Origin of the sequence: Stenotrophomonas sp. CFBP 13725 (assembly GCF_014841935.1) — a bacterium.
Classification (GTDB): Bacteria; Pseudomonadota; Gammaproteobacteria; order Xanthomonadales; family Xanthomonadaceae; genus Stenotrophomonas.
In genome coordinates this window covers 34164-46429 of sequence record NZ_JACYUV010000015.1, presented here as the reverse complement: position 1 = coordinate 46429, position 12266 = coordinate 34164, and the positions used below count along the sequence as shown (strand labels likewise).

Genomic DNA, 12266 nt, shown 5'->3' with positions numbered 1-12266 from the left:
CGCCGAGCATGGCTCGGCGCTACACGCATTCCGATGGATCGTCAGGCCGTCCGTAGCGCCGAGCCATGCTCGGCGGGCCCCTGTATCCGCTAGCTCAGCGGACCTGGAACTGGCCGCGGCAGCCGTTGCTGACCCACACACCGTTGCGATCCCAGCCCCAGCTTTGCCCTTCGATGCAGGCCGTACCGGATTTCTGCTTGATCAGGCGCGCGTCCTGCCGGATGGTGACGTTGCAGCGGCGCTGGCGACGATCATTCGAGTCGCAGTCGATCACCTGCCCTGCCGAGCCCCAGCCATTACCGTTGCCATTGCCGCCGCCCCAGTTGCCGCCGCCGCCGTGGCCCGGGCGTGAGGGACGTCCCCGCTCGCCGACGAACTCTGCACGGCACCCATTGCTGACCCACACGCCGCCGCGCGACTGGCCCCAGCTCCGCCCTTCAACGCAGGCCGCGCCGGACAGCTGGCGTACCAGCCGTGCACGGCCATCAAGTCGGCATTCCTTGTTGCGGTTTTTCACCGATTCGCAGCGGATGGTGGTGTTGCTGTTGCCGTACCGATCCTCCGCGTAGCGATCGTTGTCACGATACTGCGCGTGTGCCGTGCCGGCGATGCCGGCACCGACCAGCAGCGGCAGGCAGATCGCCCACAAGGAGCCCAAGGGGCGGCGTGAGGAAGACAGTTCCTGGGTCATGTGAAGCGTCCTGATCGATCGGTAGGCCGAGCATGGCGCAAGTTCAGCCCGACGCAAAGCCTCCACGGGCGGAACCGGTCAGCCTCCGTTGTACTACCCCTACGCCCTGTTCAGCCTTGGGGCCACCTGCCTCGCGCTGTACTGCGATTTCAGCCGTAGCGGACGGTGTCAACGTAACTGTCGGGGGTTTCCACGCGTACCGCGCAGGCCTGGCCGGTGCGTGCATGCAGTTCACGCGCAAGCGCATCTGCGAAGTCGAACGCGGCGGTGCCTTCGTGGAACGAAACGGTTTCAGTCTTCTGGGGATGGAGCACGCGCCAGTGGCGCTGCTCGTTCTGGACGCGGATCAACATGTCGGTCTCTCTCCATGAGCAAACGGGATGCCACGACATACGGCCCGGGAGGGAAGCCTTCGCGCTGCCCTCGCCGTCCTGACCTGTGCCTGGCACCAATGGCCCCCGCCAGCCACCGAGACTAGGGGATGTCTGTCTCGGACTCCATCAGGGTTTTCTGATTTTCAGGCGGGGCCACTGCCACTGATACGCAGCGCCTCCACGCCCGCCTGGAACGCTTCGACACGCACCACGACATCCTGGCCACCCTCGCGGTGGCAGGAGCGGGCCAGTGCAGCCGCCACGTTGAATGCATCGCTGCCGCTGGCGAAATCCCGGTGCAAGGGATGCTGGGGGTGGACGACACGCCAGCGGCGTTCGACCTTTTCTACGACGATGACCATGGGGGAGCTCCTGGCAGGTAGGTGTGGGTCGGGTCAAGGCTGATGACGACAGCCCAGCCGTTGAGCAGATGCTAGGCGCCGGGCGTCCCTGACCCCATCGGTCCGGTCTGAAAGGCCCGCCCTGCCGGGAAATCACATCCCTGAGTCCGTTCACCGTGAACGCTACGTGATGCTTGTCACGTACCGGTGTTTTATTTCACACTGCGTACACCACAGGGGGCCCCTTCCACATGCGCACCTACTTCGCTCAACGTCCGTCATTGATCAAGTTCTACTTCGTCGCCAGCTACCTGGTCCTGGTCGAAGAGCTGCTGCGCGCCACCGTGTTCTGACCCGCGCTGCAACCGCAGTGGACGTGGCGACCGGGCCGTTGAACAATCCCGGTTCTTCCCCGTTGACCGGTGCCGCCATGTCCGACCTCCCCGCCCTGCCTCACCTGACACCGGGGCGCTATCGTCATTTCAAGGGCGGCCTCTATGAGGTGGTCGACGTCGTGCGCAGCAGCGAGTCGCTGCAGCCGATGGTGTTGTATCGCGCCCTGTACGGCGAAGGCGGTCTGTGGGTACGCCCGTACGACATGTTCGTCGAAACGATCGCCGGCGCAGAGGGTCCGCAGCCCCGCTTTGCCCGCCTGATCGATTGACCCGGGTATCGCGGCGGTCGCATCATCCGCGCACCGTTTCTGCAGGACATCCCATGCGCACTCCCCTGTTCGTCGCCTCCTTGCTGGGCCTGCTGCTGAGCGGCACCGCCGCCGCGCAACAGACAGACGATGAGGACGTCCCCGCGTTCGATCGTCCGGGTCTCGGGCTGGGGACCGGTATCGTGACGCGTGGCGCCATGGCACTGGAACTGGGCCTGCCGTCCTACACGCGCGACACTGATCGCGACGGCGTCCGCAGCGAACAGTTCGACAGCGAGGTCACCCTGCGCACGGGCCTGGCGCCGCAGCTGGAACTGCAACTGTCGGGGTCGCCCTGGCAACGCGAGCGCATGCGTGCACCGACGGAACCGAGTCTTCGTGAGCGCGGCACCGGCGATACCCAGGTCGCACTGAAGTGGCTCGCCCCCCTGCGCACCGAGAACGACCGCTTTGCCGTGCTGGCGTCTGCGACGCTGGCACGGGGGAATGCCGCGTTCAGTGAGGGCAGGCAGTACGCGCTCGCCGGCAGCTGGGAACATGATTTCACTGAGGATCTGACCAGCGATCTGTATGTCAGCCATAGTCGTGGCGACGGACAGCGCTCAACGGTGTGGTCACCCAGCCTGTCGCTGGCCTTGGGGCCGCGCTGGTCAGCTTTCATTGAAGCGGGTTTCACCCATACGCGGGGCGAGCCCAATGAATCGGTCGCGGGCGGCGGTGTCACCTTCCTGTGGAGCGAACGCATCCAGCTGGATGCGTCACTCGATGCCGGTCTGGACGCTGACAGCCCGGATCTGCAGGCAGGTGTGGGGCTGGCGGTCTACTTCGACTGAAGGGGACAGCGCGTTACCAGGGATTGAACATGGTGATGAACACGATCACCAGTACGACTGCAAAGGCGACCCAGAGGTAGCGGCCCTGACGCCACGAGGGCTTGGGCTTGCCGGGAGTATTCATGTGGCTCCGATCAGGTGAAGGACATTCCCAGAGTGCGTGAGTGGCAGCATCCGCAAGGTGCACGCCGCGTGCAGGGCGCGTCAGCATCGACGAGCCACACCTGTCCGCTCCGCACCACGAAAAAGGGCCCGCGCATCGCTGCACGGGCCCTTCTCATTTCATCACTGCTGGGGCTCAGCGCAGTCAGTTGCGTGTGCCATCCAGCCAGTTCGGGCCCTTGTTCTTCAGGAAGAAGATATAGACCACCAACGACACGGCAATGACCGCCGTGATGTAGATGATGAATTCATCCACGCGGCCCGTCGCGAGCGCGCCCTGGTACAGCAGCGGCGCGGTGCCACCGAACAACGAGTTGGCCAGGGCATAGCCCAGTCCGACGCCCAGCGCACGGATGTGTGCCGGGAACAACTCGGCCTTCACCACGGCGTTGATCGAGGTGTAACCGGTCAGGATGACAAAGCCGGTGGCCAGGATCAGGAACGCCGACAGGGCCGAGGTCTGCTGCGGAAGTGCCGTGATCAGGTACCAGGTGTAGAGCACGCCACCGATGCCGAAGAACACCAGCAGGCTCTTGCGGCCGATCCGGTCGGACAACAGCCCGCCCAGTGGCTGCAGCAGCATCAGGAACGTCAGGACGCCCAGGTTGATCAGCGTACCGGTGATCACGTCATCGCCGGCGAAAGCGGTCTGGATCATCTTCGGGCCATTGATGGTGTAGGTGTAGAACGCCACGGTACCGCCGGCCGTGATCAGGAAGCACAACAGCAGCGGACGCCACTGGTTGACGAACAGCTCACGCATGGAGCCCGTGGCCTTCGCCTTGCCGTCCTTCGCCGCTTCGATCGATTCCGCGCTCAGCGATTCGTCCATCGTGCGTCGCAGCCAGAACACGACCAGCGCGCCGATGCCGCCGATACCGAAGGCCACACGCCAGCCCCATTCAGACACGTGCGTCGCGTCCCAGGACAGCAGCATCACCAGCAGCACCGCCTGTGCGAGCACGTGGCCGCCGACCAGGGTCACGTAATGGAACGAGGACAGGAAACCGCGCCAGCCGGGAACGGCCGCCTCGGACATGTATGTCGCACTGGCGCCGTATTCGCCGCCGGTGGCGAAGCCCTGCAGCAGGCGGGCAAACAACAGGATCACCGCCGCCCAGATGCCGATGGAGGCCGCCGTAGGCGCGATGGCGATCAGGAACGAACAGGCGGCCATCACGCTGACCGACACGGTGAGCGCAAGCCGGCGGCCGTAACGGTCGGCGAAACGACCGAAGTACCACGCGCCGATCGGGCGCATCAGGAAGGTCGCGGCAAAGATGCCCCAGATGTACATGTTGGAGTTCTTGTCGTCGGCCGAGAAGAACTGGGATTCGAAATACTTGGCAAACACCGAGTAGACGTAAACGTCGTACCACTCGACCAGATTGCCGGCAGAGCCTTTCAGGGTATTGGATACCGAGCGCCGGAGAGCACCGGGCGCCAGGGGGATGGGGGAATTGCTCATGGGTGGATCATGCCCTCGGATGAAAAACAGATGGTCCTTTCGGCCCACGTCACACGGCGTTTCAAACGACACAGGTGAGCGCAGGCAACGCGGTACCTTACCTCACGTCAATAACACCTGTCCGGTGAAGCCCCTGAATACGCAGCACTTTCTGATCCGGACTATCGGCGTGACGCGGCGTTGATGTCGCAGGGTGCACGCTGTGCGCATGGCACCGGGACGTGACGGGGGGTGGCGGGATACTGCAGCGGAACATGCGATCTGCCTCTGCACCACGTCTGTGCACTGAACGATTTAGCCGGCTTGCCGATGATGTGCGCCTGCATCTGCCGCTTCTGCCCTCAGTGCGGCACTATCGAATCGTTCATTGCAGTCCAAGAGCCTTGCACCACCCATGACGCCGATGTCAGAGGAACTGAAAACCCAGGAACGGATGGCCGCCGTAGGTGCCCTGCAGGTGCTGGATGCGGCAGCGGGCGCATCGCTGGACCGCATCACGCAGCTCGCCGCATTCGCGTTCAATGCGCCGGTCGCATTCGTTTCGATCGTGGGTACGGACTCCCAGCGCTTCATCTCCAAAGTCGGACTGGACATTCCCGGAACCGATATCCGCTCGTCTGTCTGCTCCTACACCATCACCGCTGCCGACGTCTTGGTGGTGCCGGACCTGCGCGCGGATCCCCGTTTCGCGGGTAACGGCCTGGTGTGCGGTCCGCCGCACCTGCGCTTCTATGCCGGTGCCCCGCTGGTGGCCAAGAACGGGGTGCCGATCGGCGCGATCTGCGTGATGGCGCGCGAGCCGCGCGAGCTGAGCGAAGACGACCGCCAGCACCTCAAGACCCTCGCCGCCATGGCCATGAGCCAGTTGGAGCTGCGGCGCCTGTCCGGGCGGCAGGATCCGGTCAGCGGCCTGCCCAACCGGCACCAGTTCCATATTGATTACGACGGCCTGGTATCGCGTGCGCGGGGCCCTGTGCACGCCGTGCTGCTGGACGTGCTGGATGTACCGCGGTTGGAAGAAGCAGGCCAGGCACTGGGCATGCCGCCGCTGGAGGCGATGATCCACCGCTCCGGCGTTCGCCTGCGCGTCGCCTTGGAGGACATCGCCGATATCTACCACGTCGGCACCAGCCGCTTTGTTTTTCTGGTCGATCAGCCGTTGGCGGAGGATGTAGAGACGCTGTTGCTGGAACTGAAGCAGCGCATCACCCGCCCGGTGATGGCCGCCGCCGTGCCCATGTCACCGCAGTTCCATGCCGGCATCTGCACGTTCGATCCGGCCAAGGACAGCAGCAACGATGTGCTGCGCAAGCTGCTGGTCAGCCTGCAGGCGGCCATCACCGGGCGCCTGGATTTCTGCTGGTACTCCGAGCGCCGCGATGAGCTGCTGCGGCGTGGTTACCGCCTGGCAGCGGATGCGGAGCGCGGCCTGCGGCGCGAGGAGTTCTACCTGCTGTTCCAGCCACGCGTGGAGGCGATCACGCAGAAGATCGTTTCGGCCGAAGCGCTGATCCGCTGGAACCATCCCCGCCTGGGGCCGGTAGGGCCGGCCGAGTTCATTCCCGTCTTCGAGCGTACGGCGCTGATGCCGGCAGTCAGCGGCTGGGTCGTCGATGCAGCGCTGGACCAGCTGGCGACGTGGCAGCTGGCCGGCCTGTCGCTGTCGCTGTCGGTCAACCTGGCCGCGTCGGATCTTTCCACCGAGGGCATGGCCGAGCGCCTGCTGCAGAAACTGGCTGCACGTGACCTCGCGCCTTCGCTGTTGGAAATTGAGATTACCGAAGGAGAATGGCTGCGAGCCAACACCGTGGCGGGCGAGCAGTTGGCGCGCCTGGCGGGCGTGGGCGTGCGAATTGCAATTGATGACTTCGGTAGCGGCTACAGCAACTTCGGGTATCTCTCACGGCTGCCCATTTCCACGATCAAGATGGACAAATCGCTGGTGGATCACCTGGCGGATGATCCGGGTGCGCGCTTGAAGGCGAAGGCGATCATCGAGCTCGCCAAGGGCCTGGGCTATACGACCGTGGCCGAAGGCGTGGAAACCGCAGCGCAGCGGGATGTGCTGACCGACCTGCACTGCGACCAGCTGCAGGGATTCCTGTTTGCCGCCCCCCTGTCGGCTGATGAGCTGGCGACGATGGTGGGCATCGGCGGGTAACGCCCCCGCTGATCACCGGGTAGCGCCGCGCCATGCTCGGCGAGCGCGAAGCCCGGCCTGTGTCCAACATCGCGGTGCCGGACGGAGTCTGCCGAGCATGGCTCGGCGCTACACGCACAGGCGGTCGGTCCGGTAGCGCCGAGCCATGCTCGGCGAGCGCGAAGCGCGGCCTGTGTCCAACATCGCGGTGCCGGACGGAGTCCGCCGAGCATGGCTCGGCGCTACACGCACAGGCTGCCAGCTCGGCGAGCGCAGCGGTAGTAGAAACTCCGAAAACGAAAAAGGCCCGCGCATTGCTGCACGAGCCTCTTCGTTTACATCAACAGTGGTCGGGACGGCCGGATTCGAACCGACGACCCTCTGCCCCCCAGGCAGATGCGCTACCAGGCTGCGCTACGCCCCGAATATCTGCGATGTTGCCCCGCCGTTGATGCGGGCCGTGAAGTATAGCGGATCAGCGCGAAAAAGGAATCAGCGGCGAAGCAGTTGCAGCACTTCTTCCAGTTCCACGCGCACCTGCTTGATGATCTGCTGGCTCAACGCGGCTTCGCCGCGCGCATCGGCGCCATCCAGCCGCAGCCGCGCGCCGCCGATCGTGTAGCCCTGTTCGTACAGCAGGCTGCGGATCTGCCGGATCATCAGCACGTCATGGCGCTGGTAATACCGGCGGTTGCCGCGTCGCTTGGCCGGCTCCAGGCTGGGAAATTCCGTCTCCCAGTAGCGCAGCACATGCGGCTTGACGTCACACAGCTCGCTGACCTCACCAATGGTGAAGTAACGCTTGGCCGGTATCGGCGGAAGTTCTCGGTTACTGCCCGGATCCAGCATACGCTTCCACCCTTTCCTTGAGCTTCTGGCCTGGACGGAAGGTGACTACCGTGCGGGCGGAAATCGGAATTTCCTCACCGGTTTTCGGATTGCGACCGGGGCGCTGGTTCTTGCGCCGCAGATCGAAATTGCCGAAGCCGGACAGCTTTACCTGACGTCCCTGTTGCAAGGCGTCACGCAGCACATCGAAGAACGCATCGACGAATTCCTTGGCTTCACGTTTGTTCAAGCCCACTTCGTCGAACAGTTTTTCGGCCATTTCGGCCTTGGTCAGTGCCATCGCCTGCTTACCCCTGGGTGCTGCCCGCTCAACCGCGGATCCGGGCGTGGTGTTCACGCTCGATGGCGGTGACCACCTCGGCCACCACCGCGTCCACGTCGCGGTCCGTCAGAGTGCGCGACTTGTCCTGCAAAATCAAGCCCATAGCGAGACTCTTGAAGCCCGGCTCTACCCCCTGTCCGACGTATCGATCAAACAGGTTGAGCTCGCGCAGCAAGGGGCCGGCGGCCCGTCGCACGGTGGCCGCCAGATCGGCCCAGTCGACGGTATCGGGGGCCAGCACGGCCAGGTCGCGACGCATCGCCGGGAAGCGCGACAGCTCGCCGGCACGCGGCAGTTCACGGGCCGCCAAGGGCGCCAGATCCAGCTCCAGACCGTACACGTCCACGTCGACCGCCATCGCCTTGGCCAGACGCGGATGGATCTGTCCGATCCACCCCAGCCGCACCTCACCGCGGTACACATCGGCCGATCGCGCCGGGTGACCGAAGGGCTGCACGGACGGCTTGAAGGTCAGCTCAGCCCCGCTGGCAGCGGCCAGCGCTTCCAGATCGCCCTTCAGGTCATGGAAATCGACCTTGCGCGCCGCCACGCCCCACTGCTCGGCATCGGCGTCGCCGCACACCGCAACGGCCACGCGCTGCGTTTCCAGAGGTGCGGGAGCGCCCTCGCCGGCCTGCGCGGCGAACGCGCGGCCGATTTCGAACAGGCGTACGCGACCGGCCTGACGCGCCACGTTGCGGCCCAACGTGGCGACCAGACCCGGCAGCAGCGCCGGACGCATGATCGCCAGCTCGGCCGACAGCGGATTGGCCAGCGGCACCAGACTGTCATTGAGCTGCCACTGCTGCAGCAGCTGCGCATCGACAAACGCGAAATTGATGGTTTCCTGCAGTTCGCGCGCCAGCAACTGGCGACGCACGCTCAGCTCTTCCAGACGGGTCTCGCTGGGCATCGCCACGCGCGCGGCGCCACCGGGCAACGTGGTCGGGATCTGCTCGTAGCCATGGATACGCGCCAGCTCTTCGATCAGGTCTTCTTCGATGGCCACATCGAAGCGGCGGCTCGGCGAAGTGACCTGCCAGCCATCGGCTGCGGCGGCGACCTCCATGCCCAGCGCGCGCAGGATGCGCTCGACTTCCGCATCGGCGATGGTGATGCCAAGCACGCGGGTGATGCGCGCACGGCGCAGGCCGATCACCGCCGGCGACGGCAGGTCGGACGCACGCACCGCTTCGGTCACCGGGGCGGCCGTGCCACCGGCCAGCTCCAGCACCAGCGCGGTGGCATGCTCGATAGCGGTGCGCGGCAGCGCCGGGTCCACGCCGCGTTCGAAGCGGTGCCCGGCATCGGTATGCAGGCCCAGCTTGCGGCCGCGACCCATGATGGCGGCCGGCGCGAAGTGAGCGGCCTCCAGGAATACGTCGGTGGTGGCGTCGGTAACGCGCGTGTCGAAGCCGCCCATCAGGCCGGCGAGGCCGACAGGACGGTCTGCATCGGTGACCACCAGGAAGCTGTCATCCAGCGCGGCGTCGCGGCCGTCGAGCAGCTTCAGGGATTCGCCGGCACGCGAGCGACGCACGGCGATGCTGCCCTGCAAGGTGCCCAGGTCATAGGCATGCATCGGCTGGCCCAGTTCCAGCATCACGTACTGGGTGATGTCGACCAGCAGCGACACCGGCCGCACACCGCTGCGACGCAGGCGCTCGGCCATCCACAGCGGGGTCTTGGCGGCCGCGTTGACGCCTTCGATGACACGCCCCAGATAACGCGGCGCTTCGGCACCGGCATCCAGCGAGATCGACAGCTCGCGCGTGGCAGTGGCCGGTACCGCATCAGCGGCAAACGGCACTACGTCGCTGCGGGTGGCAGCAGCCACGTCGAAGGCAATGCCGCGCACGCTGAAGCAGTCGGCACGGTTCGGGGTCAGCTTGATCTCGATGCTGGCGTCGGGCAGGCCCAGGTACTCGACCAGGCCTTGGCCGATCGGTGCGTCATCAGGCAGTTCGAACAGGCCGGATGCATCGCTGTCCAGGCCCAGTTCCTTGGCCGAGCACAGCATGCCATTGGAGTCGACGCCGCGCAGTGTGGCGGCACTGATCTTCAGGCTGCCGATCTGCGCACCGACCAGTGCCAGCGGCGCGACCAGGCCGGGGCGCGCGTTCGGCGCGCCGCAGACGATCTGCAGCAGGCTGCCCTGCCCCGCATCGACCTGGCAGATCTGCAGCCGGTCGGCTTCGGGATGGCGCACGGCCTCGACGATGCGGGCCACGACCACGTGGTCCAGGCCCGCACCCAGCGCGTCGACCGCTTCCACTTCCAGGCCGATGGCCGTCAATACCGCGCTGAGCTCATCGCGCGATGCGGCGGTCGGGACGTGGCTGCGCAGCCAGTTTTCGGAGAATTTCATGAGGTTCAACCTGGTTGAATGGAGCAACCGAGCAACAGCCGCCGAGCATGGCTCGGCGCTACGGATCGGGATTACGCGAACTGCTTCAGGAAGCGCACATCGTTCTCGAAGAACGCGCGCAGGTCGTTGACGCCATAGCGCAGCATCGCGAATCGCTCCACGCCGAGGCCGAAGGCGAAACCGGTATAGCGCTCCGGATCAATCCCGACACTGCGCAGCACGTTCGGGTGCACCATGCCGCAGCCCAGCACTTCCAGCCAGCGCGTGCTGCCATCGGGCTGCTGCCAGGCGATGTCGACTTCCGCACCCGGCTCCACGAAGGGGAAATAGCTCGGTCGGAAGCGCATCTCGAAGTCACGCTCGAAGAAGGCGCGCACGAACTCGGACAGCGTGCCCTTGAGGTCGGCGAAGTTGGAATGCTCGTCCACCAGCAGGCCTTCCACCTGGTGGAACATCGGCGAATGGGTCTGGTCGCTGTCGCTGCGATAGACCTTGCCGGCCGCGATCATCCGCAGCGGCGGTGCGTGGTCGCCCATGTAGCGCACCTGCACACCGGAGGTGTGCGTGCGCAGCAGGCGGCCATCACCGAAATAGAAGGTGTCGTGCATGGCGCGCGCCGGGTGGTGCGGCGGGAAGTTCAGCGCCTCGAAGTTGTGCCAGTCGTCTTCGATTTCCGGCCCTTCGGACAGCTCGTACCCCAGCCGCGCGAAGATCTCGGTGATGCGTTCCAGCGTGCGGGTCACCGGGTGCAGGCCACCGCGACCACTGCGACGGCCCGGCAGGGTGATGTCGATGGCTTCGGCGGACAGGCGCGCGTCCAGCGCAGCGTCTTCCAGCACGGTCCTGCGCGCAGCAAGCGCAGCGCCCAGTGCGTCACGCGCGAGGTTGATGGCTTCACCGGCGGCCTTGCGCTCGTCGGCCGGCAAGGCGCCGAGCTGCTTGAGCTGCGCGGTGATGCTGCCACTCTTGCCCAGCAGGGAGACGCGCAACTGCTCCAGCGCCTCGGGACTCTGCGCGGCAGCCACATCGGCCAGTGCCTGGTGGGTCAGGGATTGGATGTCACTCATGGGGTGCCGAAACCTCGGGTCGGATGTGCCCTCGCGATGCGCGAAGGGCCGACCCCCGTCGCCACCGCCGTCCGGTCGCCGCGCATTGCGCTGGCCACCGCACAAAAAAGAATGGGGAAGGACTTGCGCCCTTCCCCATGCATTGCCTCAACCACCACCGTTGCGCGCGAACGGCAACGGCGGGGATGGGGACTTATGCCGCCAGTGCGCCCTTGGCCTTTTCAGCCAACGCGGCAAAAGCTGCCTCGTCGTGCACGGCGATATCAGCCAGGACCTTACGGTCAAGGGTGATGCCCGCCTTCAGCAAACCATTCATGAAACGGCTGTAGCTCAGGCCGTTGATGCGGGCTGCTGCGTTGATGCGGACGATCCACAGCGAGCGGAAATTACGCTTCTTCTGCTTACGACCGATGTACGCGTACTGCTGGGCCTTGATGACGGCCTGCTTGGCAACGCGGAAGACCTTACGACGGGCATTGTAGTAGCCCTTCGCCAGAGTCAGGATTTTCTTGTGGCGGCGACGCGCCTGTACGCCACGCTTTACTCGTGCCATGTGTCAGTTCCTCAGAGGTAAGGGAGCATGCGGTCCAGACGGCCGGCGTCTTCTGCGCGGACGTGATTCGTCTGCCGCAGGTTACGCTTCCGCTTGGTCGCTTTCTTCGTGAGGATATGGCTACGGTTTGCGTGGCCGCACTTGTACTTGCCCGAGGCGGTCTTGCGGAAACGCTTGGCCGCCGCCCGGTTGGTCTTGATCTTGGGCATTGCAATGTCCTTGATGGGATATGACCCTGGTTTCTGACTGATCTGGCGGTGGCCGTGGCCACTCTTTCCGTCCTGCCATGATCCGCGTACGACCCCTCCTGATGGGTCGAGCCGGCAATCATACAGGGGAAATGGGCCTCGGGCAACGCAGTGTGTGCGCAGTGCAGGAATCACCCCGCGCCCCACCGCTTCTCTTTCTTTTTTTGCGTGGCGGGTGGCCACCGG

General features: G+C 65.2%; 13 protein-coding genes and 1 tRNA gene. 3 read left to right on the top strand and 11 right to left on the bottom strand.

Annotated features, from left to right (window positions below):
- Positions 1-94: 94 nt before the first annotated feature.
- The 3 genes from IFT65_RS17235 to IFT65_RS17225 form a co-directional block, all read right to left on the bottom strand.
- Positions 95-691 (bottom strand): DUF3011 domain-containing protein, encoded by a 597-nt coding sequence (locus IFT65_RS17235; RefSeq protein WP_192082611.1) that lies wholly within the window; start codon positions 689-691, stop codon positions 95-97.
- Positions 692-840: 149 nt separating this feature from the next.
- Entirely contained in the window at positions 841-1044 is a 204-nt protein-coding gene (locus IFT65_RS17230) for a hypothetical protein (RefSeq protein ID WP_192082609.1), read from the bottom strand.
- Between the two features lie 164 nt (positions 1045-1208).
- Entirely contained in the window at positions 1209-1427 is a 219-nt protein-coding gene (locus tag IFT65_RS17225) for a hypothetical protein (RefSeq protein ID WP_192082608.1), read from the bottom strand.
- Between the two features lie 409 nt (positions 1428-1836).
- On the opposite strand from IFT65_RS17225, the gene IFT65_RS17220 reads away from it, so the two are divergent.
- Both IFT65_RS17220 and IFT65_RS17215 read left to right on the top strand, forming a co-directional pair.
- Positions 1837-2070 (top strand): DUF1653 domain-containing protein, encoded by a 234-nt coding sequence (locus tag IFT65_RS17220; RefSeq protein WP_192082606.1) that lies wholly within the window; start codon positions 1837-1839, stop codon positions 2068-2070.
- Positions 2071-2123: 53 nt separating this feature from the next.
- Entirely contained in the window at positions 2124-2903 is a 780-nt protein-coding gene (locus IFT65_RS17215) for a transporter (RefSeq protein WP_192082605.1), read from the top strand.
- A 307-nt stretch (positions 2904-3210) separates the two neighbouring features.
- On the opposite strand, the gene IFT65_RS17210 is transcribed toward IFT65_RS17215, so the two are convergent.
- On the bottom strand, positions 3211-4533 hold the full coding sequence (locus IFT65_RS17210) for an MFS transporter (protein WP_192082603.1): 1323 nt from the start codon (positions 4531-4533) through the stop codon (positions 3211-3213).
- Positions 4534-4927: 394 nt separating this feature from the next.
- Between IFT65_RS17210 and IFT65_RS17205 the strand changes: the two genes are divergently transcribed.
- The gene (locus IFT65_RS17205) at positions 4928-6694 is read left to right on the top strand and encodes a sensor domain-containing phosphodiesterase (protein ID WP_249405205.1); all 1767 of its coding nucleotides are present in this window, start codon (positions 4928-4930) and stop codon (positions 6692-6694) included.
- Positions 6695-7020: 326 nt separating this feature from the next.
- Here the strand turns inward: IFT65_RS17205 and IFT65_RS17200 are convergent.
- The 7 genes from IFT65_RS17200 to rpmI form a co-directional block, all read right to left on the bottom strand.
- A tRNA-Pro gene (locus IFT65_RS17200) sits at positions 7021-7097 on the bottom strand.
- A gap of 68 nt (positions 7098-7165) precedes the next feature.
- Positions 7166-7522, bottom strand: a complete 357-nt coding sequence (locus IFT65_RS17195) for a MerR family transcriptional regulator (RefSeq protein WP_042612987.1) — start codon at positions 7520-7522, stop codon at positions 7166-7168.
- Positions 7503-7802, bottom strand: a complete 300-nt coding sequence (locus IFT65_RS17190; RefSeq protein ID WP_188326777.1) for an integration host factor subunit alpha — start codon at positions 7800-7802, stop codon at positions 7503-7505. The genes IFT65_RS17195 and IFT65_RS17190 overlap by 20 nt, the downstream gene beginning before the upstream one ends.
- A gap of 28 nt (positions 7803-7830) precedes the next feature.
- On the bottom strand, positions 7831-10212 hold the full coding sequence (gene pheT, locus IFT65_RS17185) for a phenylalanine--tRNA ligase subunit beta (protein ID WP_192082602.1): 2382 nt from the start codon (positions 10210-10212) through the stop codon (positions 7831-7833).
- A 71-nt stretch (positions 10213-10283) separates the two neighbouring features.
- The gene (locus tag IFT65_RS17180; RefSeq protein WP_188326775.1) at positions 10284-11279 is read right to left on the bottom strand and encodes a phenylalanine--tRNA ligase subunit alpha; all 996 of its coding nucleotides are present in this window, start codon (positions 11277-11279) and stop codon (positions 10284-10286) included.
- Between the two features lie 193 nt (positions 11280-11472).
- Positions 11473-11832 carry a 50S ribosomal protein L20 gene (rplT, locus tag IFT65_RS17175; protein ID WP_166924555.1) on the bottom strand — a complete coding sequence of 120 codons (360 nt, stop codon included), beginning with the start codon at positions 11830-11832 and terminating at the stop codon, positions 11473-11475.
- Between the two features lie 11 nt (positions 11833-11843).
- The gene (rpmI, locus tag IFT65_RS17170; protein WP_002811096.1) at positions 11844-12041 is read right to left on the bottom strand and encodes a 50S ribosomal protein L35; all 198 of its coding nucleotides are present in this window, start codon (positions 12039-12041) and stop codon (positions 11844-11846) included.
- Between the last annotated feature and the right edge of the window lie 225 nt (positions 12042-12266).